The 26,510-nt window shown below is 29.8% G+C and carries 28 protein-coding genes and 1 pseudogene; 5 read left to right on the top strand and 24 right to left on the bottom strand.

What is annotated here, in order from left to right; translation table 11 throughout:
- A partial coding sequence (locus AACZ53_RS01020; RefSeq protein ID WP_339833679.1) for a gliding motility-associated C-terminal domain-containing protein occupies nt 1-1,812 on the top strand: 1,812 nt, incomplete at its 5' end.
- Here the strand turns inward: AACZ53_RS01020 and AACZ53_RS01015 are convergent.
- From AACZ53_RS01015 to gcvP, 11 genes and pseudogenes are all read right to left on the bottom strand, one after another.
- Entirely contained in the window at nt 1,809-2,579 is a 771-nt protein-coding gene (locus AACZ53_RS01015) for an ATP-binding cassette domain-containing protein (protein WP_339833677.1), read from the bottom strand. The genes AACZ53_RS01020 and AACZ53_RS01015 overlap by 4 nt on opposite strands.
- Nucleotides 2,576-3,322, bottom strand: a complete 747-nt coding sequence (locus AACZ53_RS01010) for an ABC transporter permease (RefSeq protein ID WP_339833686.1) — start codon at nt 3,320-3,322, stop codon at nt 2,576-2,578. The genes AACZ53_RS01015 and AACZ53_RS01010 overlap by 4 nt, the downstream gene beginning before the upstream one ends.
- A 245-nt stretch (nt 3,323-3,567) precedes the next feature.
- On the bottom strand, nt 3,568-4,470 hold the full coding sequence (locus AACZ53_RS01005) for a DUF6268 family outer membrane beta-barrel protein (protein ID WP_339833674.1): 903 nt from the start codon (nt 4,468-4,470) through the stop codon (nt 3,568-3,570).
- 139 nt (nt 4,471-4,609) lie between these two features.
- Nucleotides 4,610-4,753: pseudogene (locus tag AACZ53_RS01000) on the bottom strand (glycosyltransferase family 2 protein); the annotation flags it as partial.
- Nucleotides 4,754-4,774: 21 nt separating this feature from the next.
- Complete coding sequence (locus tag AACZ53_RS00995) at nt 4,775-5,185, bottom strand: hypothetical protein (protein ID WP_339833672.1); 411 nt, start codon at nt 5,183-5,185, stop codon at nt 4,775-4,777.
- Between the two features lie 111 nt (nt 5,186-5,296).
- Complete coding sequence (locus AACZ53_RS00990; protein ID WP_339833670.1) at nt 5,297-5,701, bottom strand: hypothetical protein; 405 nt, start codon at nt 5,699-5,701, stop codon at nt 5,297-5,299.
- 15 nt (nt 5,702-5,716) lie between these two features.
- Nucleotides 5,717-6,565, bottom strand: a complete 849-nt coding sequence (locus AACZ53_RS00985; protein ID WP_339833682.1) for a glycosyltransferase family 2 protein — start codon at nt 6,563-6,565, stop codon at nt 5,717-5,719.
- 68 nt (nt 6,566-6,633) lie between these two features.
- Complete coding sequence (locus tag AACZ53_RS00980; protein ID WP_339833667.1) at nt 6,634-7,161, bottom strand: methyltransferase; 528 nt, start codon at nt 7,159-7,161, stop codon at nt 6,634-6,636.
- A 70-nt stretch (nt 7,162-7,231) separates the two neighbouring features.
- Entirely contained in the window at nt 7,232-8,290 is a 1,059-nt protein-coding gene (locus tag AACZ53_RS00975) for a ketoacyl-ACP synthase III (RefSeq protein ID WP_339833665.1), read from the bottom strand.
- A 133-nt stretch (nt 8,291-8,423) separates the two neighbouring features.
- Complete coding sequence (locus AACZ53_RS00970) at nt 8,424-8,795, bottom strand: group III truncated hemoglobin (RefSeq protein WP_339833663.1); 372 nt, start codon at nt 8,793-8,795, stop codon at nt 8,424-8,426.
- 127 nt (nt 8,796-8,922) lie between these two features.
- Nucleotides 8,923-11,766, bottom strand: coding sequence for an aminomethyl-transferring glycine dehydrogenase (gene gcvP, locus AACZ53_RS00965; protein ID WP_339833660.1), 2,844 nt, complete (start codon nt 11,764-11,766; stop codon nt 8,923-8,925).
- Nucleotides 11,767-11,939: 173 nt separating this feature from the next.
- Between gcvP and AACZ53_RS00960 the strand changes: the two genes are divergently transcribed.
- Nucleotides 11,940-12,755 (top strand): hypothetical protein, encoded by an 816-nt coding sequence (locus AACZ53_RS00960; RefSeq protein ID WP_339833657.1) that lies wholly within the window; start codon nt 11,940-11,942, stop codon nt 12,753-12,755.
- Here AACZ53_RS00960 and AACZ53_RS00955 read toward each other — a convergent pair.
- The 13 genes from AACZ53_RS00955 to AACZ53_RS00895 all read right to left on the bottom strand — a co-directional run bounded on the left by AACZ53_RS00955 (nt 12,735) and on the right by AACZ53_RS00895 (nt 22,698).
- Nucleotides 12,735-13,190: an SRPBCC family protein gene (locus AACZ53_RS00955; protein WP_339833654.1), complete on the bottom strand. Its 456-nt coding sequence runs from the start codon at nt 13,188-13,190 to the stop codon at nt 12,735-12,737. The genes AACZ53_RS00960 and AACZ53_RS00955 overlap by 21 nt on opposite strands.
- Nucleotides 13,191-13,240: 50 nt before the next feature.
- Nucleotides 13,241-13,435 carry a hypothetical protein gene (locus AACZ53_RS00950; protein ID WP_026717819.1) on the bottom strand — a complete coding sequence of 65 codons (195 nt, stop codon included), beginning with the start codon at nt 13,433-13,435 and terminating at the stop codon, nt 13,241-13,243.
- Between the two features lie 107 nt (nt 13,436-13,542).
- Nucleotides 13,543-13,812 (bottom strand): hypothetical protein, encoded by a 270-nt coding sequence (locus tag AACZ53_RS00945; protein ID WP_339833651.1) that lies wholly within the window; start codon nt 13,810-13,812, stop codon nt 13,543-13,545.
- A 93-nt stretch (nt 13,813-13,905) separates the two neighbouring features.
- Nucleotides 13,906-14,814, bottom strand: a complete 909-nt coding sequence (locus AACZ53_RS00940; protein ID WP_339833648.1) for a TIGR01777 family oxidoreductase — start codon at nt 14,812-14,814, stop codon at nt 13,906-13,908.
- A 2-nt stretch (nt 14,815-14,816) separates the two neighbouring features.
- Nucleotides 14,817-15,632: a hypothetical protein gene (locus tag AACZ53_RS00935; protein ID WP_339833645.1), complete on the bottom strand. Its 816-nt coding sequence runs from the start codon at nt 15,630-15,632 to the stop codon at nt 14,817-14,819.
- A gap of 46 nt (nt 15,633-15,678) precedes the next feature.
- Entirely contained in the window at nt 15,679-16,392 is a 714-nt protein-coding gene (locus AACZ53_RS00930) for a DUF2071 domain-containing protein (protein WP_339833643.1), read from the bottom strand.
- A 67-nt stretch (nt 16,393-16,459) separates the two neighbouring features.
- Entirely contained in the window at nt 16,460-16,963 is a 504-nt protein-coding gene (locus AACZ53_RS00925) for a transcriptional regulator (protein WP_339833640.1), read from the bottom strand.
- 237 nt (nt 16,964-17,200) lie between these two features.
- Nucleotides 17,201-17,863: a hypothetical protein gene (locus AACZ53_RS00920; protein ID WP_339833637.1), complete on the bottom strand. Its 663-nt coding sequence runs from the start codon at nt 17,861-17,863 to the stop codon at nt 17,201-17,203.
- Between the two features lie 39 nt (nt 17,864-17,902).
- Entirely contained in the window at nt 17,903-19,927 is a 2,025-nt protein-coding gene (locus AACZ53_RS00915) for a M3 family metallopeptidase (RefSeq protein ID WP_339833635.1), read from the bottom strand.
- Between the two features lie 65 nt (nt 19,928-19,992).
- Nucleotides 19,993-20,475 (bottom strand): 5-(carboxyamino)imidazole ribonucleotide mutase, encoded by a 483-nt coding sequence (purE, locus tag AACZ53_RS00910; RefSeq protein ID WP_026717825.1) that lies wholly within the window; start codon nt 20,473-20,475, stop codon nt 19,993-19,995.
- A gap of 9 nt (nt 20,476-20,484) precedes the next feature.
- Complete coding sequence (locus AACZ53_RS00905) at nt 20,485-20,892, bottom strand: hypothetical protein (RefSeq protein ID WP_339833632.1); 408 nt, start codon at nt 20,890-20,892, stop codon at nt 20,485-20,487.
- Nucleotides 20,893-20,922: 30 nt separating this feature from the next.
- A complete protein-coding gene (locus tag AACZ53_RS00900) occupies nt 20,923-22,080 on the bottom strand; it encodes a 5-(carboxyamino)imidazole ribonucleotide synthase (RefSeq protein ID WP_339833629.1) in 1,158 nt (385 codons plus the stop codon).
- A 75-nt stretch (nt 22,081-22,155) separates the two neighbouring features.
- Complete coding sequence (locus AACZ53_RS00895) at nt 22,156-22,698, bottom strand: hypothetical protein (RefSeq protein ID WP_339833627.1); 543 nt, start codon at nt 22,696-22,698, stop codon at nt 22,156-22,158.
- Nucleotides 22,699-22,914: 216 nt separating this feature from the next.
- Here AACZ53_RS00895 and AACZ53_RS00890 point away from each other — a divergent pair, with 216 nt between their 5' ends.
- The 3 genes from AACZ53_RS00890 to obgE all read left to right on the top strand — a co-directional run bounded on the left by AACZ53_RS00890 (nt 22,915) and on the right by obgE (nt 26,490).
- Entirely contained in the window at nt 22,915-24,033 is a 1,119-nt protein-coding gene (locus AACZ53_RS00890) for an adenylate kinase (RefSeq protein WP_339833625.1), read from the top strand.
- A gap of 69 nt (nt 24,034-24,102) precedes the next feature.
- Nucleotides 24,103-25,380 carry a hemolysin family protein gene (locus AACZ53_RS00885; RefSeq protein ID WP_339833623.1) on the top strand — a complete coding sequence of 426 codons (1,278 nt, stop codon included), beginning with the start codon at nt 24,103-24,105 and terminating at the stop codon, nt 25,378-25,380.
- A 99-nt stretch (nt 25,381-25,479) separates the two neighbouring features.
- Complete coding sequence (gene obgE / locus AACZ53_RS00880; protein ID WP_339833621.1) at nt 25,480-26,490, top strand: GTPase ObgE; 1,011 nt, start codon at nt 25,480-25,482, stop codon at nt 26,488-26,490.
- The last annotated feature ends 20 nt before the right edge of the window (nt 26,491-26,510 follow it).

Raw genomic sequence — 26,510 nt, 5'->3', positions numbered from 1 at the left:
GGCTTATTTAGAATTTTAAACGTCTTTTACACTTATTCTAATGGTACAACTAATATAAGTAGATGTATTTTGGTACTAGATGAATTTGAATTTGAAGGTGGTCCAAAAATCATTGATGCTTATGCTTTTCCTTGTGCAAATAATACGCAAGAAGTAATTGTAATTGCTGAAGGATTAGCACCCTTACAATATAGTATTACTCAAAAAAACGGGTTGCCTTTTGTGATAAATAATACTACTTCAAATACCTTTTCAGGATTAGCACCAGCTATTTACAATTTTAAAGTAGAAGATGTTTGTGGTAATTTTGTTAACAGAGTATTTGATGTAACATTATTACCAGAACCAGAAATTGTAGCTTCTAATTTATGCAATGGTCAAAATGGGCAATTAGAAATTCAAGATTTTCCCTTCGTGACATACCAATGGTATAATACTCAAAACCCAACGGTAATATTAAGTACAACCAACACATTGCTTTTTACACCTTTTAACAGTATAAATAATACAGGAACATATGCTGTTCAATTATCAACTACAAATGCTAATAGCTGTATAAATCAAATAATTCCATATACCATAAGTCCAGATGGATTTAATCCAAATGCCGGAAACGATTCGAACCCTTCATTATGTAAAGAAAACACTACTATAAGTTTAAATTCGTTTTTAAGTAATCCTCATGATATTGGTGGTGTTTGGACAGATTTCTATAATAATATAATAGTAAATACAACCATAAACCCAAATGATTATTCTGTAGGGAATCACACTTTCAATTATACAGTAACTGGATTTTGTGCTTTATCAGATTCATCAACAATAACAATAACTATTAAAGATTTACCTGTTTCTCCAACATTAACAGCTCCGAGTCCTATTTGTGAAGGAGATGATGTTCTTTTAGGATCAAATACAATTGCAAACGCTACTTATTTTTGGACAGGACCAAACGGATTTACTTCAACAGACCAAAATCCATTAATTCAAGGTTTTAATAGTAGTAATAACGGAACATATTTTGCCTTTGTTACTGTTGATGGTTGTAATTCGATAACGGAGCAAATTATAATAAATAGCAATCCGATCCCAGATTTCACAATTGATGGAATTACTTCAATTTGTTTAGGACAAAATGAAACGTTAACCATAAATCCAGCTAATTTCGATGTAACTTTGGTTTCAATTAAGTGGTTTTATAATGGAATTTTACTCTCAACTCAAACAAGCTCTTCATTAATAATAAACCAAATTGGAAACTATAGTGTTTTAATTAATGATAATGGTTGTGAAGGAATAAGTGATATAGAAATAATTGAAAAAATAAATTCTTTTGATGTACTATTAGAGCAAGGTTGTAATGGAAACAGTTATGAAATTAATATTACAAATTCAAACAGCTTACCTAATGCGTTGTTCTCTTGGACTGGTCCAAATAACTTTGTAAGTAATAGCCAAAATATTATTGTGCCTAGTTTAGAAATTGGATTATATAATGTTGAGGTAACTGATGCTTTAGGATGTAAATCAAATGCTGCGGCATTGGTTGAAAACACAAATTGTTTTATGCCAAATGCATTTTCACCAGATGGAGACGGTTACAATGATAGTTTCGATTTATCAGGGTACAATGTAAAGAAAATATACGTTTATAACAGATATGGTCGATTGGTTTATGATAAAGAAAATTATAGTAATGAATGGAAAGGACAAACAAATAGCAACAATAAATTACCTGCATCTACATATTATTATGTGCTAGAATTTCATGATGGAGAAAATAAAACGGGTTGGGTATATGTAACGTATTAATTTGCGTCTTCTTCTAAGTACATTTTTCTAACTTTTTTGAATAACTCTGAGGAATATACAAAATCGGTAACGGCTTCATTATCTGTTTTGAAAATTTCTTTATTAGAACCTTCCCAAGCGACTAGACCGTTTTTTAAGAAGACAATTTTCTCTCCAATTTCCATTACAGAATTCATATCATGTGTATTGATAACAGTTGTAATGTTGTATTCTTCGGTGATTTCTTTAATAAGATTATCAATAACAATTGCTGTTTTTGGATCTAAACCCGAATTAGGTTCGTCACAAAAAAGATATTTGGGTTTATTTACAATTGCTCTTGCAATGGCAACACGTTTTTGCATACCACCTGAAATTTCTGAAGGTTTTTTGTCGTTAGCATCTATCAGGTTCACCCTGGCTATTACAAAATCAACGCGTTCTTTTATCTCTTGGGCTGTTTTATTAGTAAACATTTTTAACGGAAAACCAATGTTCTCTTCAACGGTCATGCTATCAAATAAAGCACTTCCTTGAAAAACCATTCCGATTTCTGTTCGCAAAGCTCTTTTTTCATCATTAGAAAGTTCAGAATAAATTCTACCATCAAACGAAATTGTTCCTGTTTCTGGTGTATGAATGCCTAATAATGATTTTAGAAAAACCGTTTTTCCAGAACCGCTTTGTCCAATAATTAAGTTTGTTTTTCCAGCTTCGAAATTGGTTGAAATTCCTTTTAAAATTTTTTGATCACCAAATGTCTTTTCTATATTTTTTACTTCTATCATGAGCTTAAAAGGAGTTGTGTTAATACGTAGTTTATTAAAATAATTACAACAGAAGTCCAAACAAATGACACTGTACTAGCTTTACCAACTTCTAAAGCACCACCTTTCATATAAAAACCATGAAAAGAAGGAATTGTAGCTAAAATAAAAGCGAAAACAGATGTTTTAATAAAAGCATAAGTTATATGAAAAGGAATAAAATCCGTTTGAATACCCTGTATAAATTCTGCGCTAGAAGTAAATCCGCCATAAACACCAGCCATCCAGCCTCCAAGTACACCTAAAAACATACTGATTCCGATTAAAAATGGATATAAAAATAAGGCAATAAGTTTAGGAAAGACTAAATAATTAAGAGAGTTGACACCCATCACTTCAAGAGCATCAATCTGTTCGGTAACACGCATAGTTCCTATACTCGATGTTATAAAAGAACCCATTTTTCCAGCCATAATTATCGAAATAAAGGTTGGAGCAAACTCAAGAATCACAGATTGTCTGGTAGCAAAACCAATTAAATATTTTGGAATTAAAGGATTTGTTAAATTCAAAGCTGTTTGAATCGCTACAACACCACCAACGAAAAATGAAATAAAAGCAACAATACCCAAAGAATCAATGATTAAGTCATCAATTTCCTTAAAAATAAGTTGTCGCATGACTTTCCATTTGGTAGGTTGCTTGAAAACCTCTTTCAACATTATAAAGTAACGACCTATTTGAGTTAGGTATCTAATTAACATCATAGTTTTAAAATATCATCAAAAATACTAAGAAGTTATGAGTTTTGTGTTATGTCTTATGATTTTTTTGGGCGTTCCCTTTCAGGTCGTGCTGTCCACTATATCTTTTGCTTCATTGCATTACACAAAAGGATGCCGTTCCCATCACTAACGCATATCTCGGTAAGGTTAAAATTTTCTATTATACAAAAAACACTTTAAGTCCATCAAAGTTCCTAAAGTGTTTAAGGAGTAAATAATATTTTTTATTTCATTTTATTTAAATCAAATCTGTAAATAATATCTCCACCTATATATGGCGCAGCAACAAACTCAGTGTTTAATCGGTTTCTCTTATCACCAGAAACTTGTAAAGTTAGAACTTGAAGGCCTACAGTATCATTTTGATTATATAAACCATAGTCAGTAGTGTCGTAACCTACCTTGGCTCTCAATAAAAGAGCATTATTCATTAGGCCATAAGAGGCATAAAGTCCAAAACGAATAGATTCTTCCTGTATGTATAAATTCGAATTTGAAGCGGATATGTTATAAGATTTAATAGATGTTAACAAGTCAGAACCCACACTGAATTTAGAACCAAGCGCATAATTAATATCCATTCTAATGGGTAATGTAGCGTTTATGTATAGTTTTTTGTTTTGAGATCTGTGCCATAAACCTATAATTGGTGTTAAAGTAGTTCCGAAATTTTCTGTAGAACTATATAGACCAAATTTATACTTTAAATTTTCTTTAGCTTGATAATCTATAATAGCAATACCACCAAATTGATAGTCGTTTGATCCAAGATTATTAAAATCAGAAGTAATTTTTGGAAGCAAAACATAAGTTCCCGACCATTTTTCAGAATGTTGGTATTTTACTCCCAAATTCAAGCGAGCCATGGTCAAATTGCTATTATTAGACAAAGGAGAGAAGCTAAGGTTTGTGTTTTCTGCTGTAAAACCAGTTAGAAGTACTAATTTGTCATTTATTACGCTTGGGTAATAAAGTTCAAAATTTAAATTTTTTACATTAGTTTCTGAATTTGTTCCGTTTTCAAGAGTTGAATTGTTTAAACTAAATTTTACAATATCTACATAATCTTGAGCATTTGTCTGAATTGTAAATAGGAACAGTATTCCAAGTAAAGCGATTTTTTTCATTGTGAATAGTTTTGTTTTTCAAAGAAATTAAAACAACACTAATAAAAAGCAATAATAAATGTTAAAAAAATGATTAAATAAAACATTTAATGACAATTATAAAAATTATTTATAGGTTAAGAAATGTAAATAAACAGATTTAAATCAACTTTCCCTTCATTTTTTTCCAACGATACTTTCTAATGAATTTAGCTTGTTCTTTAGTCACAAATAATTCTTTTCCAGACGATTTTGCTTTCCAAAAACCTTTTAAGTAATCTATAAACAGAAGTGGTTTTTGTTTCGTAAACTAATATTAAAAAATTTATTGTTCCTCAACTTCAATACCAATATAATAGGTGTTGTTTCTGTCAATTATGTAATCTTGCTTTCTCCATAAGGCATTCTCTCCTTGATGTAAATATCTAAAATAAGGCAAAAACTTATTATTTTTTGAAACCCCTATTTGCTTTATTCCTGGTACAAAATCATAACCAAGTTCTTTATATTCTTCCTTAGTTAGGTTTTTTATAACTATAAAAACACCTTCTTTTGGAAATTTAAATTCTTCATCTTTATCAAATTCTAGAATAGCAAATTCTTCATTTAGTTCACACTTGATGATAAAGCTTTCTTCAAATATCTTATCTTTTGGAATCCCTATTATACTGTCAACTGTATATAGATTTATTTTGAAAGGACTATATTTTGCATTTTTCCTTTTAGATGTGTTCATTGAAACTAAATTTTCAATTACTTTATAATCATTTGTAGGAATTAAAACCTTTTTTATAATTTTTGTTTGGATATTATTTTTATTTGGAAAGAAAACTGCAATTTCAATGTTTTAAGAAATACCACTAGATTTTCCCCAATTTTCAAATGAAACATTTCTAAAGTTTTTAGTTGGAAAAATTTGCTTTGTTTTAATCTTCTTTTTTTTAGCAACTAATTCAATTTCGTCTAAATTATATTTTTTTCCCAGAAGAAATAAAGTGTCTTGATTGTTCCAATTTACAAATGATTTTGTTTCAAAATTTAAGTGTCTTATGGTTATTTCTTTATCAAAATCGACACTATTAATGTAAACACTGCCAATGCTGTCTGTAATGTATTTTGGGGTATTACCTATAATCAAAAGAGCATCTGATATAGTTTTGTTGTCTTCGGAACAAACTATTGATTTTTTAGTTTGAGCAGAAACGTTTATAAAAGTTAGGAATAAAAATAAATTAATAAAAAATGATTTCATATATTTTATTGTACATTAAATCAATTTTTCCTTCATTTTTTTCCAACGATACTTTTTAATGAATTTAGCTTGTTCTTGAGTCACAAATAATTCTTTTCCAGACGATTTTGCTTTCCAAAAACCTTTTATGTAATCTATAAACAGAAGTGGTTTTTTCTTTCTTAAAGCCAATTTTAAGGAAGCTATAGCAGTAATTAAAAAACCATACCCTAAACTATAAAAAGCTTCGCCTTGTTTATAACGAGCAGCTTTATCGTAATTGGCACCAGTTGGTTTTAAATGTTTTACTTCTAAAGATTCATCAGTAACAACTTTCCAATTGTAAAATTTGCATAATAACTCATCAACGGTGTCCCAACCCATTGCTGTTTTTAAGCCACCAATTTGTATAAAAGTTTCTTTTCTATATGCTTTAAAAGCACCACGAATATGATCTTTGTCGGTCAAACTTTCTAAAATCCAATTTCCATCTTTTTCAATGTATGCAAAACCACCAACCATTCCAATTTTATTATCAGAATTAAAATGATTTAATATAGTTTCAAAATAATTTAAAGGCAAAATTAAGTCTGAATCTAGTTTTACAATCACGTCATAATCATCGTCTAATTGCGATAATCCTTTATTAAATGCTTTGATGACTTTGCTTCCAGGTAAATGAATGGCTTCAGAGTTGTTTTTGACTGCAGAAATAAAAGAGAATTTCTCAGCGTATTTCTCAGCAATTTCAAAAGTTTTATCAGTCGAATTATCATCAACTATAACTAATTTTTTAGGTAAAATAGTTTGATTCACAATTGAATGAAGTGTTAATTCAATAAATTGTTCTTCGTTGTAAGCCGGAATGATAATGTAGTAATTCATAAATGAAATTCCAATTTTTAAAATTCCAAATTCCAATTGAATGGATTTTTTTTGGAATTTGGGATTTTTTATTTGGGATTTTTTACTGCGTAAACCAAATAATAACGATTTGTAAAATATCGCAACAAAGGTCTAAAACCAATTTTTTTAACTGAGTGCGTGAATTTTACACTATCTACGATTTTGAAACCAGTTTTTTCTAACAACCAATCCAATTGCCAATCTTCAAATTCGTGGTAATGTCTATCCCATTTATCTGTTTTGCTTCTGTAAGCCGAAGAAAACCACAAACGCATTGGAATTGAAATTAAAATTTTATCACATTTAACATTCTCTAAAATCGTATAAGGATTTAATAAATGTTCAAAAATCTCAAAAGCAGTCACAACCGAATATTCATCATTTTGTAATGTTGATTGATCGTTATCTAAATCTTCTCCTTTGGTGTTTTTTACTGAATAATCATTTTCAAGCATGATTTTAGAAAAAGGATTTGGAACTCCTAAATCTAAAATTAACTCATTTGTAGCAATATGTTTCTTTAGAAAATCTAATGTAATATTAAATCGTTTGCTTGGATATGTTTTTTCGTACATTATAAAAGGTTATTGTATAGTGACAAAATTAACTATAAACAGTAAACAACAAACAAAAAAATTGAAAAATTTACATCTGATAAGCAATAGCATTAATGTTCATGCCAGCACCAACAGAAGCAAAAAGGATAACATCACCTTTGTTTAAAGATTGATTTTCAATTTCACCTTTCATAATTAAATCATAAAGTGTTGGTACAGTTGCGACACTACTATTTCCTAATTTATGAATGCTCATTGGCATAATTCCTTCAGGATAAGGCTTTTCGTAAAGTTTATAAAAACGTTGAACGATTGCTTCATCCATTTTTTCATTAGCTTGGTGAATTAATATTTTTTTAACCTGATCGATATCAATATTAGCAAGTTCTAAACATTCTTTCATGGCTTTTGGAACATTTACTAAAGCAAATTCATAAATTTTTCGGCCATACATTTTTATATAACGAACGTCTGGGTCGTTATCTTTGTTGTAAGAGTTTCCAAAAAACAAATAATTAGCTTCGTCGTACGTATGTGATGCACTAATATTTGCTAATATTCCACCAGACTCATCCGTAGCTTCAATAATTGTAGCACCCGCACCATCAGAATAAATCATAGAATCTCTATCATGTGGATCAACTACTCTAGACAAAGTTTCGGCACCAATTACTAAACATTTTTTTGCCATTCCTGCTTTTATAAAAGCTTGTGCTTGAATTACACTTTCTACCCAACCAGGGCAACCAAAGAGCATGTCGTAAGCTACACATTTTGGGTTTTTTATTCTTAAATTATATTTGACTTTAGCCGCTAAACTTGGTAACATATCACCTTGAATAGTACCTTTTTTTACATCACCAAAATTATGAGCAAAAATTATGTAGTCTAAAGTTTCTGGGTCAATTTTTGCATCTTCGATTGCTTTTTGTGCAGCAATCGTAGCAATTTGTGAAGTAGTTTGATTGTCGTCAACATACCTTCTTTCTGCAATTCCAGTAATCTCAGTAAACTTCTGAGCTATTACATCATTTGGTTGATTTAACTTGGAACCATCTTCATTTAAAAACGTATGGTTTGCAAAATCTCCATTTGTTATTGTTAAAGAAGGAATGTAACTTCCTGAACCTGTGATTTTAATTTGCATTGTAGAGGTTTTAATTTGCTAAATTAATAATAAATAATTTAATGACATGCTAAAAAGTACTATGCATGCATATTATTATGGAATAATTAAGATAACAAAGATATTACTATTAATAATGTAATAAATACTTATTTTACTGAAATTTTATTTGCATTATGGTTGCCATGCTTAATGCATTCGTTTTCATTTCTTCTGCATGTTTACCTTTAAAACGGCAATCTATTGTTTCGCTAAGATGGTTAAGCCAAGCATCAAAATGTTCTTTTTTAAAAGAATGTTTCTCGTGTAGATCTTTATGAATTTGAAACATGTTGTTACTATATCCACCTTTCATAAATAAGGATTGTTCCCAAAAAGTTGCAAGTATTTCAAAGTGATGTTCTAAATGTTGGTCTGTGTTTGTGATTTTAGAGAAATAAAAACTAATGCTTTTATCTGCTAAAAGCCTATCATAAAACGCTTTCATTATTAAAAGTATGTCTTCTCTATTTTCAATATCTTTCATCTTTCGAAAATTTTAACAAAGTTACTACTATTGAAATTCTTTTATCTGACATTTGTCATAAAATAAAAGGTTTCAAAAATAAATTTGAAACCTTTTATATCTTAGTTCTTAACCTACTATCTAATTATTACATGTAAGCTTCAATAGGAGCACAACTACAAACTAAATTTCTGTCACCATAAGTTTCATCAACACGACGAACGCTAGGCCAGAATTTATTTTCAATAACATATTCTAATGGATAAGCTGCTTTTTCTCTTGTATAAGGTAAAACCCACGTGTCAGCCGTAAGCATATGTAATGTGTGTGGAGCATTTTTCAATACATTATTAGGTTCATCTGCAGATGCTTCTTCTATTTCTTTACGAATTGAAATCATAGCATCACAGAATCTATCTAATTCGGCTACATCTTCTGATTCAGTTGGTTCGATCATTAATGTTCCTGCAACTGGGAAAGAAACTGTCGGAGCATGATAACCATAATCCATCAATCGTTTTGCAATATCAGAAACTTCTATTCCTTTTTCTTTAAATCCTCTACAATCTAAAATCATTTCATGAGCTGCTCTACCTTTTTCTCCAACATATAAAACGGGATAATGCTCTTCTAAACGCGCTTTCATGTAGTTTGCATTTAGAATGGCATATTTTGTAGCATTTGTAATTCCTTCTGCACCTAACATACAGATATAACCATAAGAAATTAGACATACTAAAGCCGAACCATAAGGTGCTCCAGAAATTGCAGTAATAGCTTTTTCTCCACCAACCTGAACTAATGGGTTACTTGGTAAAAATGGGACTAACTTGTCGTTAACACAAATTGGTCCAACACCTGGTCCACCACCACCGTGAGGTATAGCGAATGTTTTATGTAAGTTTAAGTGACAAACATCAGCGCCTATTGTAGCAGGATTTGTTAATCCAACTTGAGCATTCATATTTGCGCCATCCATATACACTAAACCACCATTTTCATGAATAATTTGAGTAATTTCTCTAATAGCACTTTCAAAAACACCATGGGTTGAAGGATAAGTTACCATTAAGCATGATAATTCATCTTTATATTGAATTGCTTTTTCTCTAACATCTTCTACGTCAATATTACCGTTTTCCATAGTTTTGGTTACGATAATTGTCATGCCAGCCATTGCAGCTGATGCAGGATTTGTTCCGTGTGCTGATGCAGGAATTAAGCAAATTGTTCTTTTTTCGTCACCTCTCGAATGATGATAAGCACGAATAGTCATTAAACCAGCATATTCACCTTGAGCACCAGAATTTGGTTGTAATGTAGTTCCAGCAAAACCTGTAATAACATTCAATTGATGCTCTAATTTTTTAAGCATTTTAGTGTAACCTTGTACTTGATTTAATGGAGCAAAAGGGTGAATTGTATTCCAATAAGGCATGCTTAATGGTAACATTTCGGCTGCTGCATTTAATTTCATGGTACAAGAGCCTAAAGCAATCATTGAATGCGTTAAAGACAAATCTTTACGCTCTAATTTTTTGATATAACGCATCAAACTTGTTTCTGAGTGGTATTTATTGAATACTTCGTGCGTTAAAAAGGCTGATTTTCTGCTTAATTGCGTTGGGTAATTTTTTTCTAAAACATATTCAGAAATTTCAAAAGCTTCTTTTCCTAATGCCTCAGCGAAAACGGCAATTATTTCATTAATATCATTAAATAAAACTGTTTCATTTAAAGAAATTGAAATCGTTTCATCATCAACATAGAAGAAATTTACTTCATTTTTTTCAGCAATAGCTCTTACTTTTTTGGCGTCAGCTTTTACAACAATTGTATCGAAAAAAGAAGTATTTGTTTGGTAAACTCCTAATTTATTTAAAGCATCAGCTAGCGTAGAAGCCATTCCATGAACTTTCTCAGCAATATAATTTAATCCTTTTGGCCCGTGATAAACAGCAAACATTCCAGCCATTACAGACAATAAAACTTGAGCTGTACAGATGTTTGAAGTTGCTTTTTCACGTTTAATATGTTGTTCACGCGTTTGTAAGGCCATACGTAAGGCACGATTTCCATCTGCATCTTGCGAAACTCCGATAATTCTTCCTGGCATTGAACGCTTGTATTCTTCTTTGGTTGCAAAATAAGCAGCATGTGGTCCACCATAACCCATTGGGATACCAAAACGCTGAGTCGTTCCTACTACTACATCTGCACCCATTTCTCCTGGAGGAGTTAATTTTACTAACGATAAAATATCTGCAGCAACAGCAACTTTTATTTCGTTTTCATTTGCTTTTTTGATAAAATCAGCATAATCGTATACTTGACCATATTTTCCTGGATATTGCAGAATAGCTCCATAAAAGTCACTAGAAAAATCAAATTCTTGGTGATTTCCAATTACTAATTCAACCCCAATTGGAGCAGAACGTGTTTGCAAAACCGATAAAGTTTGAGGTAAGATTTCTTCTGAAACAAAGAATTTACAAACATTATTTTTCTTTTGGTCTCTTGAACGAACATCAAACAATAAGGCCATTGCTTCAGCAGCTGCTGTACTTTCGTCTAATAAAGAGGCGTTTGCAATTTCCATTCCAGTTAATTCAATGACTGTAGTTTGAAAATTAAGAATTGCTTCTAAACGACCTTGTGCAATTTCTGCTTGATAAGGTGTATATGCGGTGTACCATCCTGGGTTTTCAAAAATATTTCTTTGAATTGCAGGAGGAACTACTGTAGGATGATAACCTAATCCTATATAAGATTTAAAAACTTTGTTTGTGCGACCTAATAAACGAATGTGATTTGCATATTCGTATTCCGTCATTATATGTTCTAATTCCAATGGTTTTTTCAAACGAATATCAGCTGGAATAGTTTCGAAAATTAATTGGTCTAATGTTTCAACACCAATGGTTTCCAACATTTTTGGTAAATCGTTTTCTCTTGGTCCTAAGTGTCTTAATGCAAATGAGTCTGTTTTCATTTATGTAAAGATAAAGTGTGTAATTGTGTTGTTTTTTTTAAAATCCAAAACAAATTCAGATTAAAGTGCAAAAGTAATTATTATACTTCTAATTTTTCCTTAATTTGAGTCAATTTTTTGTCTTTTTATCAACTAAAAGCCATTCTTATTAACACTTTGATTATTTTTGTTGAATGCGAATTCTAAAATACATATTTGATTTTTACATTCAAAGTAGTCTTCATGTTGCTTTGGCCGTTTATGCTTTGATTCGAATAACTTTTTTTAAGTTAAACATTTCTTATGATGAGTCTGTAGCCTATTTTGGTTTTTTTGGAACCATTGTAGGGTATAATTTTATCAAGTATGATGAATTAGCAAGAGTTAAAAAAATTAAATTGACTAAAACTTTTAAGGCCATTATTGTTTTAAGTGTTATATCGGCATTTGCTACTTTTTATTATTTTTTGGAATTAAATGCAAAAACTAAACTAATTGGATTTGGAGCATTATTACTTACAATTTTATATACATTACCTTTTTTTCCACATAGAACTAACATGCGAAATTGGAGTGGTTTAAAAATTTATTTGGTAGCTATTGCTTGGGTTGGAGTAACCGTTCTCTTGCCAGTTATAAATGCAGAGGTAGACTTTTCAATAATCGTTTTCTTGAAATGTATTCAACGCTTTTTTTTGGTTTTTGTTTTGATGTTAATTTTTGAAATAATTGACTTGCAGTATGACGATTTAAAACTTCATACTATTCCTCAAAAATTAGGCTTGAAGCAAACCAAAAGATTAAGCTATTTATTAACTTTAGTCTTTTTAGGGTTAGACTTTTTTAAGCCAAATATTACGTTTCAACAATTAGTAATTACTTTTTTAGTTGCACTAATATTACTACTTTATACTTATTACTCTAATTCAAAACGGAATAAATATTTCACTTCATTTTGGGTAGAAAGTTTGCCTATAGTTTGGTTGTTGTTATTGTTGATTTTCGGCTAATTTCTTTAAAACTGCATTTCTTGTAGTCAAAAATTTAGTCATGTGATTTTTTAGGATTAATTTATCAAAAAACTTTCCAAATATTCCAAAAGGAGTTTCATACATTAGATTATCAATCATCACTGTTTTGCCATTTTTTTCTTTGAAAGAATGTTCATGTTTAAAAGATTTGAAATTGCCATTTACCATTTCATCAACAAAATAATCATATAGTTTCATTTCGGTTATTTTACTTGTGTGCGTTAAGTAAATTCCAAAATGTTTGCCTTTCCAAGTTACGGTTTCATTTAAGTTGATTAAACCAAAAGTAATTCCTGCAATAGCTTTTTCATTTGTTTTGCTGGCAGAATTTTGATGCACATCGATATTTCTTGATAAATCAAAAACAATTTTCTTTGGTGCATTTATTTTTGTGATGAGGTTTATTGTTGTCATTGTTTTTAATTTTTAAACTAATCGAAAACAATTTATAATTTCATAAATGTTTATGATTCGTCTTTTGTTGTTCTAACTAAACTTATTCCTGTTAAGAAGAAAATCAAACCTAAAACACCAAAAATAATTAGTGATCTAATATCTTGATTACTTCCTGACGTGTTTGAAAATAAAACAGCAGTGTAAATTAAACCACCTATTCCAAGAGAAGTAAGTATTGTTCCAAAGATTCTTTTAAGATTCATAATTTCTATTTTAATAATTAATTTCAACAAAACTATGTTACTTAAGTCTTTAGTAAATTATATGATTTTAACAGAATCTTATAGGTTTCCCATTAAATTATTATTAATTACATTTTGACCATCTTGATTATTCTCTCTTGCTTTTCTTTTTCCTCTAAAAAAAAATATAAGTTAACTAAAAGCATGATGCCTAAGTAGATTTCAAAACCTCCAATTTTATAACTTAGTTTTTCAATTAATTCTTGATAGCTGTCTTTGTAGAGGTAAAGTTCTAAAATCATTAATGCAAATCCTAAGTTTAATAAATAGAAACCAGTCTCAAATAATTTGTTTGTGGTTTTAGCAATTTCCTCTTTTACTTTAAAAATATTTGTCATGTTATTAAGCTGTTTTTGAATAAAGTTTTTGCAACATATGTTGTTAATACATTAGCAATTGGTAAATAGATAGCGTAACCAATTATGTGAGGTTCATGATGAAAGGTTTTTAAAGGTTTTATATAAAGTATCAAATTTAAATTCAAAACCAATTTCTTGTAATCTTTTCGGAATAACATTTCTGCTTTTTAAGACTAATTCTGGTTCAGTTCCAATAATTTTTGCTCCAATTTTTAAAATTGCTTTTGGTGTTGGAATTCCGATTGGGATTTTTAATACTTTTCTTAATTCACTCATGAAATATTTATTTTGAATAGGCTTTGGAGAAACAACGTTTACAACTCCAATCATTTCTTTTTCAATAATAAATTCAATTGCTCTAGCGAAATCTTTTTCATGAATCCAACTAATAAATTGATTTCCATTTCCTTGTTTTCCACCTAATCCAAACTGTGTTAATCTTTTTAACGGAATAAAAGCACCACCATTTTTTCCTAAAACTATTGAAGTTCTTAAAGCTGTTTTTAGTGTTTTTGGAGTTTCAATTTTAAAAAAAGCCTTTTCCCAAGATTTAGCTACATTCATAGAGAAATCATTTCCAATTTCTCCATTTTCTTCGGTCATTTGTTTGTCTTCAGAATTTCTGTAAATGGTAGAAGTGGATGAATTTAACCAATGCTTTGTAGGATTTTTACATTGTAAAACAGCTTTATTTAAAATAGAAGTACTATCAATTCTTGATGATAAAATTTCTTTCATGTTTTTATCAGTATATCTACAATCAACAGATTTTCCAGCAAGATTAATTAAAATATCAGCATTCTCTAGCTCGTTTTCCCAACCAGAAAGCGTTTTTGCATTCCAATTTACATATTTGATATTGCTTTTTATTTCAGATTTTTCTCTTGTAAGAATTACAATTTCTTCAAATTTATCTTTAAAATGATTTACTATAACTTGACCTAAAAAACCTGTTCCTGCTGCGATTACTAATTTTTTCATTGTTATAAAGTTAAGATTATTATTAAAGCAATTACTCTATACAAGATCCAAGTTAAGGTTAAATGTTTAGGCAATTCTAAAATAGTTGTTCTTCTGTAATGTTCTAAAACCATTAAATTCACGGTTAAACTAAACCAGCCTAAAATCAAATATTCATTTAAAAAAATATATTTATTCAAGAATATAATTGGTAATAAAAATAAACTTCCCATTACTGAAACAGTAACTAAATTACCTATATAATTAAGTTGTTTTTGTTTGCTTAATTTTTGAATAAACAAATATTGAAATCCTATTTGTCCAATGGCTAAAAATAGTTCTCTAAGGAAAGTAGCTTTTGGCAACAATACAATTGATTTTGAATATTGAAATAAAGTTATTGCTGTAAAAAGAGTTGCAAAAAGTATATATAAAGTTCTATATTTTACATTAAAATCTGGAGTACATTGAATGTTGTTTTTGATTTTACTAGGTGCAATAACCTTTCTGTTATAAGAAATGAATTTGTCAAATTTTTTCAAGAAGAAATTAATTGGTTTTATAGTGCCTGTTTTCTCCACCCATGGAAACGAATAACCAATTATTTTTAGCAAACTATCAATTCCATATAATGTAGTTTTGTTTTTAATATGAACTAACGCTATTTCATTTTTAGCTCTATCCAAATCAATATAGTTTTTCTCTTCAATAGTTATATTTTCAAATGACTTTCTGCCTTGAGAATCTAACATTTTTGCTTTTATGAATCCAGAAGTATAAATATTACACATTGGACAATCTTCATCGTAAATTAGAGTTTGGTTGTTTAGTGTTTTCATAGTTAAATGCTCTGTTTTCTTTTGAAGAAATCTAAGTTTTGACTTGCTATTCTTTTATAGTTTTTTTTCCTTCAATCGTAATTTTAGAACCTTTTGCCATAAAACATGAAACTGGTTTTTGATGCTGAAGGAAGGCAAATTCTTTTCCATAAACCAATTCAAAATCAACATCAACTTGATAGTCCATAACTTCTAGTTGTTGCCATTTTGGATGAGTAACTTCATATTCTACCGTTCTCTTTTGGTTTGATTTGGTATAACCATAGTAATGTTCTGATATGAATTCGGCTTCGGAATTTTTTTCAATAGGAAGAAGTTCTTTTTTTGTTTTTACTGCAATCGAATTCCAATAATTGTTGTTTTTCCAATCATATTTGAATTGTAGCGAATTAGCATCAGAAGTTCTAGTGTGACGCATAGGTAAGGTCTGATAATGTTCATTGTACAAAGTATTAGCAACAATTGTTATAGCATGCTTAGGTACAATTTCTTTGACAAATACAACGCCTCGTTTCCAAATTCCATTTTCGAAACGTTTGACGTAAAAACGTAAATTTACTTCTTCAAAATTTACGTGATATGGAATTTTAAAACCTAAGACTTTTACGTTTTCAAACATAAAACCTATTAGACTTATGTAACATTTGTTATTCCATAAATCTAATTCAGTTCCTTTTGGAACATATTTTTCTAGCAATTTTGAATCGATCTCGTAATTGATGAAAAGTAAATCATTCCATTCTGCAGTTAAAAAGCTCATATTTTTTGTTTTTATACAACTTTCAGAAATAAATGAAAGTTTAAGTTAAATTTTTTTGTTTCAGTTTCTACTTCATAATTTTTATAACCAATCGTCCTAACCAGTTGTCTTTAAATTCTGTAGCTTTTTCTAACATATTGTCAGCTTTTAAAACAAAATCGTATAATTTGGTAGTTTGATCTACAAAATGTCTTTCTTCTAAGGTTGCATCAGCTTTTATAGACGATACTTCTTTTAAAACTTTCAAAGCAGGTCTGATTTCTCTTTTGCTTCTTTCCCTTGCGATTTTTACGGCTAATTCGTCTAAATCTTTTTCGGCTGTAAAAAACTCTCTTCTTTCACCGGCTTTGTATTCTTTGTAAACAATTCCCCAATCCATTAAAGCACGTAGATTCATTGAAGCATTTCCACGAGAAATTTGTAATTCTTCCATAACGTCTTCCATAGAAATAGATTCGTTACTAACCATTAATAGAGCGTGAATTTGAGCCATGGTTTTGTTAATTCCCCATTGACTGCCTAATGCACCCCAAGTTTGAACGAATTTATTTTTTGCTTCTTTGAATTCCATTTAAGAATTGATTTAATTTGATAAAACAAAGATATATAAAAGTTTTTAAAGTTTCAATAATAAATGAAAGTTTTTTTTAAAAAGAAACCGAACTATTGGAATTCGGTTATCGTTTTACGGCTTTGTTTCAGTGGCTTGTGATTAAGCACTGACCAAAACAAATATAAAACAAAATTACGAATCATAGAGGTTTTTCCGAAGGAAAAACCAAGCCCAAGCCATTGAACAAAACCGTTGTTAGCAGTTGTTCTTGTCATTTACCTTTTTCTTTTCACTTTCTCTATATTTTAATACACTTTTTAGAAAGCTACATAAAACGAGCGAATTCCAATCTTCTAAATAGCTAAAACCTCGATTAATTTCTTTAGAGTTTTCAGCACTATAAATAGTTATATTTGAATAATAATCTTTAATTCTTAAGTTTTCCCAAGAAATTATTTTTTCACTTCCTTTAATTATTCCGTTTCCTCCAATTTTTACATTTTCTTCTGAAAAATATACATCATTAATTTGAAAACTTTCTTTACGTTGATATTTTTTTAAATATTCTTCTACAATTTTTCCAAAATATAAATTTTCAAGATTAATTATTATTTCGCGATAGAGATTTTGATATTCAGTTTTTTTATTTCCAAAATAAGTACTGAAGTTTATTTTAATAATTTTTTTTTCAGTATTTCTTATGTAAATAAAATATTCTCTTCCAAAAGTAACTTCTATAGAAATCCATTTCATTCCAAATCTAAGTTCAGCAATTTCATTTACTTCAAAAATTGTATATGGATTATCTACAGAATCATTACTTTGAAATTTTATGAATTCTGGATTTAAAATTAACTTTCTTGGAGCATTATCAAAAATTCCTCTTCTAATAGTAAATTCTAAATCTTTATTTTTCATTTATTAACGATTTTTTTTGGAATAACTGCTAACTTATTTTTAAATCAACCCAGCACGTTTCAGCAGCGCTTCAGGTTTTGGTTCTTGGCCTCTAAATTTTTTGTACAGAGTCATTGGATGTTCTGTTCCACCTTTTGAAAGTACATTTTCTTTGAATTTTGTAGCCACTTCTTTATCAAAAATGCCTTCTTCTTGAAAATAAGCAAATGCATCAGCATCTAACACTTCTGCCCATTTGTAACTGTAATATCCAGAAGAATAACCACCTTGGAAAATATGAGAAAAAGATGTACTCATGCAATTTTCTGCAACATCTGGATATAGTTTTGTGTTTTCAAATGCTTTTTCTTCAAATGCTTTTACATCATCTATTATTTGTGGTTTTCCGTGATATGTCATATCTAGTAAACCAAAACTTATTTGTCGCATTGTAGCCATTCCTTCTTGAAAACTCGCACTTTCTTTGATTTTTTCTACATATTCTTGAGGGATAATTTCTCCAGTTTCATAATGTTTAGCAAATAATGCTAAAGCTTCTGGTTCATAGCACCAATTTTCCATCACTTGACTTGGTAATTCCACAAAATCCCAATAGACAGAAGTTCCAGATAAACTTGGATAAACCGTGTTGGCTAACATTCCGTGCAAACCATGACCAAACTCGTGAAATAAAGTTGTTACTTCATTAAAGGTTAGGAGTGAAGGTTTAGTCGCTGTTGGTGGGGTGAAGTTGCACACATTTGAAATATGTGGTCTGTCGTTTTTACTATTTCTAATCGATTGTGATTTAAATGAAGTCATCCAAGCACCATTTCGTTTTCCTTTTCTTGGAAAAAAGTCAGCATAAAAAACAGCTACTAATTGGTTATCTTCATCCGTTACTTCGTAAGTTGTAACATCTTTATGGTATTTTTCAATATCAAAAGCTTCTGTGAAGGTTAATCCGTATAGTTTTTTAGCAATTGTAAAAGCACCGTTTAAAACATTTTGTAATTTGAAATAGGGTTTTAGTTTTTCATCATCCAAATTAAATAATTTTTGTTTCATTTTTTCAGAATAATAAGCACCATCCCATTTTTCTAAATGATCAATTCCGTTTAATTCTTTCGCGAAAGCAGTTAATTCTGAAAATTCTTTTTCGGCTGCAGGTTTGGCTTTTTCTAATAAATCATTCAAAAATGAAATTACTTTATCTGGATTTTGAGCCATACGTTCTTCCAAAACAAAATGAGCATGTGAAGGATAACCCAATAAATTAGCTCGTTCATGACGCAAACGAACAATATCTTTTACGTTATTTTGATTGTCAAATTCATTGTTTTGAAATGCTTTTTTTCCTGCTGCAGTAGCAAGTTCTTTTCGCAATTCACGATTATCCGCATATGTCAAAAAAGGAATGTAACTTGGATAATCTAAAGTAAATACCCAGCCTTCTAGTTTTCTGTTTTCTGCTTCTGACTTTGCAGCTTCGATTACACCTTCAGGCAAACCTTTTAAATCGGCTTCATTTGTAATGTGTAACTGATAATTGTTGGTTTCAGCTAAAACATTTTCACCATAAGTCAGTTTCAGTTTGGCTAATTGTGTGTCAATTTCACGAAGTTTTGTTTTTTGTTCGTCATTCAACAAAGCACCATTTCTAACAAAACTTTTGTATTTTTTGTCTAATAAAGTTTGTTGTTCCGTAGTTAAAGTTAAATCATTTTTTTGATCGTGTATTGCTTTTATTTTTTTGAATAAATCTTCATTTAAAGTAATGTCATTACTGAATTCTGTCAGTAATGGAGAAACTTCTTGTGCTATTTTTTGCATTTCTTCAGAAGTTTCAGCCGAATTTAGATTGAAGAAAATAGACGATAATCTATCTAAAGGATTTCCTGCAAAATCTAAAGCTTCCAAAGTATTTTCAAAAGTTAGAGATTCTGGATTATTTATTATGGCATCGATTTCAGCTTTTGCATTTTTGATATTTTCTTCAAAAGCAGGTTTGTAATCTTCCATTTTAATTTGCGAAAATGGAGCTGTTTCGAATTTTGTATGGAATGTTTGAGTAAGTAGTGTCATTTTTTTATTATTAAACCCTTTCTGAGTTTTAATTTCTGAAAGGGTTATTTTATGAAAATTAAATTTTATTTTTTTAATTCTTCTGAAGATTTTAAAACGGTTTGCTTTAATCCTTCTTTGTAAGCAATGATTTTATCAAGCACACATTTGTCAGAAGTTCCAATAATTTGAGCAGCAAGAATTCCAGCATTTTTGGCACCGTTTAAAGCAACAGTTGCTACAGGAACACCACCAGGCATTTGTAAAATAGATAAAACAGAATCCCAACCATCAATAGAATTGCTAGATTTTACAGGAACACCAATCACAGGTAACGGAGACATAGAAGCAACCATTCCAGGTAAATGAGCAGCACCACCAGCTCCAGCAATAATTACTGAAATTCCACGAGTATGTGCATTTTGACTAAAATCAAATAATTTTTCTGGAGTTCTGTGTGCCGAAACAATATCTACTTCGATTTCAATATCAAATCCGTTTAAGATATCGATGGCATCTTGCATTACTGGTAAATCGGATTTTGAACCCATTATGATGGCTACTTTCATTTTTTTAGTTTAATGTTGTTTGTAAATTTCTTTGTTATTTTGGTATTCAAAAAAAGCTTTAAAACTTTTAGAAAAAGCGAAATGATAAATAGCAATACTATATACTAATGTCATCACGATGAAAGGGGTTTTTAAAATTAATGGCAATTCTTCATTACTTGAAAAAGCGTAAATTGCTCCTAATAATCCAATTGAAAATAATATGATTGAAATATTTTTAGCCCATTTTTTTCCTACATAAACAAAATAAAGCAGGGCAAAAGTTAAGGAAAACCTAATAATTTGTTGGATAATTTTTTTTGTTTCAAACTCAGGTCTTATTGAATGGTAGAAATAAATTGTATGAATTGAAATTAATAATATACTTATTGCTAATAAAATTGTTTTCATTTTTCCTGATTTTTCTAATTCATTCATTGCATAATGTTTTAAAAACCTGAACACTAATTACTGCTCACTAATTACTCGAATACTTTTCTTAACTTCCTCAGCAATCTTCCTAGCTTCAACCATATCTTCGTTTACAATTGTAACGTGACCCATTTTTCTGAAAGGTCTAGTTTGTCTTTTTCCGTAAATATGAGGTGTTACACCATCAATTGCCATTATTTTTTCTATGTTTTCATACACAACTTGACCTTCAAAACCTTCTTCGCCAACCAAATTTACCATAATTCCGGCAACTTTGCTTGCTGTATTTCCTAAAGGAAGATTTAAAATGGCACGTAAATGATTTTCAAATTGTGATGTGTAACTTGCTTCAATAGAATAATGTCCAGAATTGTGCGGTCTTGGTGCGACTTCGTTTACTAAAATTTCATCATCTTCTGTTTGAAACATTTCAACAGCTAATAAACCAACATGATTGAAACTCTCAGAAACTTTTAAGGCAACATCAATTGCTTTTTGAGCAACTTTTTCGTCAATTCTTGCTGGACAAATTACATATTCAACTTGATTAGCTTCAGGATGAAATTCCATTTCTACAACAGGATAGGTTTTAACTTCACCTGAAAAAGAACGAACAACAATTACTGCCAATTCATTTTTAAACGGAATCATATCTTCAGCAATACATTCCACATCTGGTAGATTGATTAAATCTAAAGCAGAACGACAAACTTTTACACCATTTCCATCATAACCAAATTGAGCACATTTCCATACAAAAGGAAACTCTAATTCGTCTTTTTCAAGAGATTGTTTTAAATCATTTAAACCAACTAAACGCAAATGTTTTGAAGTAGGAATATTTTTTTCGACATAAAAATCTTTCTGTTTTCCTTTGTTTTGAATTAAACGTAAGGTTTTTGGAGATGGAAAAACAGCTAAACCTTCTTCTTCTAGTTTGTCTAAAGCGTCGAGATTTACGTTTTCAATTTCGATTGTCAATAAATTGACCATTTTTCCAAATTTGTAAACCGTGTCAAAATCCATTAAACTTCCTTTATAGAAAGCATTACAGCCAAATTGCGATGGTGCTTCTTCACTTGGATCAAGCACTAAAGTTTGGATGTCAAATTTTCTTGTGTCAGCCAAAAGCATTTTGCCTAATTGACCACCACCTAAAATTCCTAATTTAAAATCAGAAGAGAAATAATTCATTTGTAGTTGTGTTTGAGCAAAGATATAAATTCCATTTTCCAAATGCTAAAAATCAAATTTAGAAATGACAAAAACTTAAATTTTCTTCAAAATATTACGCGCACAAGCTTGATAAGCTGCTGAATGTTCAAAAGCATCTTGCGTGATTATTGGCTTTAATTCCTCGTAAATCCAATGGTATTTTTTTCCTAAAACAAATAAAGCTTTCATGGAATATACTTTTGCAGCTACTTTTTCATTTTGAATTAATCGATCTACTAAATTTTCAATAATAGTGTGTTCTTGGTCTTTTGACAACTCAATTCCGTTTTTTCTGTGATTGCTTTTGGCTAAAAACATACAAATTTTTGTGGCTGGTCTAACAGCTGAATCATCTTTCAATTTGGGGAAAATTTCACAAAACCTATCTAAATAGGGAACGAACATTTTTAGTTTTTTATTGCAAACTAATTCTAATGACCAAAAGGCTTTTACGTGATTTTTGTGGGAAATATCAAAAGCAATTTCGATTAATTCAGCTAAATTTTCATCGTTTTTCATGGCAAAATTACTTACTGTAATTCTGCTTTTTTTGTGAGCTGTACTTTGGTCAATTTTTGCAAACATTTCTGAATTCATATATGGAAATATTTATTTTTTAAAGGTCATATACGTTATCGTTTTTTTAAGGTTTTTGCTAAAGCAAATAGCGTTTGTGACGATTTCATGTTGTAAATATATCAATTTTGCAAAAAAGTTGAAATACTTTATTCGTAATCCTTTCATGTTTAGTAAATTTGTTGTTTATTTTTCTTTACAAACAACAAAACCGATTTTAATCGGAACAACTACACAATGATAAAATTACACGATAAACATTTTGAACCTTTTATCTCATCAGACGAAATAGATTTTGCAATTCAAAATATGGCAAAACAAATGGATGATGATTTTTTTGACGAAGTTCCTGTTTTTATTGGAGTTTTGAATGGTTCTTTTAAAGTTATTTCAGATTTAATGAAATATTATAGAGGAATGTGCGAAGTGAGTTTCGTAAAATTAGCTTCTTATGAAGGAACAGAAACAACAAATGAAGTAAAACAATTAATCGGTTTAAACGAAGATTTAGAAGGAAAAACCGTTGTAATTGTTGAAGATATTGTTGATACTGGAAACACAATAGAAGAATTAAAAAGAATATTTAAAGAGAAAAAAGTAAAGCATTTAAAAATTGCAACCCTTTTTTTTAAACCAGAAGCTTATAAAAAAGATATCAAATTAGATTATATAGGTATTCGTATTCCAAATAAATTCATAGTTGGATTTGGTCTAGATTATAATGGATTAGGAAGAAATATACCAGATGTTTATCAATTAGCCATAGAAAACACACAAACACAAATGATTAATATAGTTTTATTCGGAAAACCTGGAGCAGGTAAGGGAACTCAAGCCGATTTTTTAAAGGAAAAATATAATTTAGTACATCTTTCAACGGGTGATATTTTTAGGTTTAACATTAAAAATGAAACAGAATTAGGTAAGTTAGCTAAAACTTTTATGGATAAAGGTGATTTAGTTCCAGATGAAGTAACCATTAAAATGTTACAAAGTGAAGTAGATAGAAATCCAGAGGCAAAAGGATTTTTGTTTGATGGTTTTCCAAGAACGATTGCTCAAGCTGAAGCTTTAGATCTGTTTTTGACTTCTAAAAATCAAGGAATCACTGCCACAGTTGCTTTAGATGCTGATGATGAAATTTTAGTACAACGTTTGTTAGAAAGAGGGAAGACATCAGGAAGGCCAGACGATCAAGACGAAGACAAAATCAGAAATCGTTATGATGAATATAATCAAAAAACGGCTCCTTTGATGGATTATTACAAAGCACAAGATAAATTCAAATCGGTTGACGGAATTGGAAGTATTGCAGAAGTCACAGAAAGATTAAGTGCTGTTATAGATACTTTATAATTTTTTTTAGATATTTGTAATCATTAAAGAGCTATTCATTTAAATAGCTCTTTTTTTATAACTTTACTTATGGAAATACTTATTATATTATTCTTAATTCTATTAAATGGCGTTTTTTCAATGTCTGAAATTGCTTTAATTTCTGCAAGAAAAACTCGTTTAGAAACAGCAGCCAAAAAAGGAAATATAAAAGCAAAAGCTGCTTTAGAATTAGCTAATTCTCCCAATAAATTTTTATCAACTGTTCAAATCGGAATTACCTTAATCGGAATTCTAACAGGTATTTTTTCTGGAGATAAAATCACTACAGATGTTAAAAATTTTGTTAGTTCGTTTGAAGTTTTACAACCTTATGCAGATTCAATTGCCGTTGCTATAGTTGTAATAATTTTGACGTTTTTCTCCTTAGTTTTAGGCGAATTATTACCCAAACGAATTGGTTTGAATCATCCAGAAGGAATTGCAAAAGCTTTGGCCATTCCTATGAAATATATGTCAAAAATTACGATGCCATTTATTTGGTTGTTGACGATTTCAACTGAGTTTTTATTGAAAGTGTTACAAATAAAACCTTCAGCTGACGGAAAAGTTACGGAAGAAGAAATCAAAGCCATTATAAAAGAAGGAACAGAAGGTGGAGAAGTCCAGGAAATTGAGCAAGACATCGTTGAACGTGTTTTTCATATTGGAGATAGAAAAGTAAACTCTCTTATGACACATAGAAATTCAGTAGTATATTTATCTCAACAAGACACAACAGAAGAAATTAGAGCTAAAATTTTAGAAAATTTACATTCTTTTTACCCTGTTTGTAAAGATAATTTGGACAACGTAGTTGGAATTGTTTCCTTAAAAGAATTGTTTTCAAATTTTGAAACTGGAGATTTCGATTTAAAACAATTTGTAAGTGAACCCATTTATTTCATCGAATATACTTTAGCTTATAAAGCATTAGAACATTTTAAAACCTCAAAAATTCATTATGCATTGGTGACTGATGAGCATGGAGTTTTTCAGGGAATGATTACTTTAAATGATATTTTAGAAGCTTTGGTTGGTGATGCTTCCGATTTTTATCAAGAAGAATTTCAACTATTAGCAAGAGAAGATGGTTCTTGGTTGGTTGATGGGCATTATTCACTACATGATTTTCTGACTTATTTTGAAATGGATGATTATTTGTCAGATTATGAAGTCACAACAGTTAGTGGTTTAATCATTACTGAATTAGGAGCAATTCCGAAACAAGGTCAGAAATTAATTTGGAATAAATTAGAGTTTGAAGTAATTGATATGGATGGGGTAAAAATTGATAAAATTTTAGTAAAAAACATCAATAAAGAATAAAATAGTAGTTTGAGTAATAAATCTTACCTTTGCAAAAATAATTTCAGCATGGAAATTAGCTAATCACTAATTACTAATTGCTAATCACTAATTAAAGTTATGACAGAAGGAAATTTCGTCGACTACGTAAAAATATATGTTTCTTCCGGAAAAGGAGGTAAAGGTTCGTCGCATTTACATAGAGAAAAATTTATTGAAAAAGGTGGTCCAGATGGTGGAGATGGTGGTCGTGGTGGACACGTTTATGTTAGAGGAAATAAAAATCTTTGGACATTATTTAGTCTAAAATTCTTGCGTCACGTAAAAGCGGGTCACGGTGGTGATGGAGGAAGTTCGAGAAGTTCTGGTTCAGATGGTGGTGATAAATATATTGAAGTTCCATTAGGTACAATTGTAAAAGACAAAGAAACTGGTGATGTTTTATTTGAAATTACAGAACATGATGAAACAAAAATTCTTGCAAAAGGAGGAAAAGGTGGTTTAGGAAACTGGAATTTTAGAAATTCAGTTAATCAAACACCAAGATATGCTCAACCAGGAATGCCAACTGAAGAAGTTGATATCATTTTAGAATTAAAAGTTTTAGCGGATGTAGGTTTAGTAGGATTTCCAAATGCAGGAAAATCGACTTTATTATCAGTATTAACTTCTGCAAAACCAAAAATTGCCGATTATCCTTTTACAACTTTAAAGCCTAATTTAGGAATCGTTGCTTATAAAGAATTTCAATCCTTTGTAATTGCAGATATTCCAGGTATTATTGAAGGTGCAGCAGAAGGAAAAGGTTTAGGGCATTATTTTTTGAGACATATTGAACGAAATTCGACTTTGTTATTTTTAGTTCCAGCTGATGCTGATGACATTAAAAAAGAGTACGAAATTTTATTAGATGAGTTAAGAAGATACAATCCTGAAATGTTGGATAAAGACAGATTAGTTGTGATTTCTAAATCGGATATGCTTGATGAAGAATTAAAAACAGAATTAAAAGCTCAATTAGATAAAGAATTTAAAGGAACGCCATATATGTTTATTTCTTCAATCACTAATGTAGGATTAGGAGAATTGAAAGATAAATTATGGAAAATGTTAAATGTTGAGGTAGAATAATATTCTAGTTAACAATAAAA

This window comes from uncultured Flavobacterium sp. (genome assembly GCF_963975005.1).
Classification (GTDB): Bacteria; Bacteroidota; Bacteroidia; order Flavobacteriales; family Flavobacteriaceae; genus Flavobacterium.
This window is presented reverse-complemented; position numbering and strand designations above follow the sequence as displayed.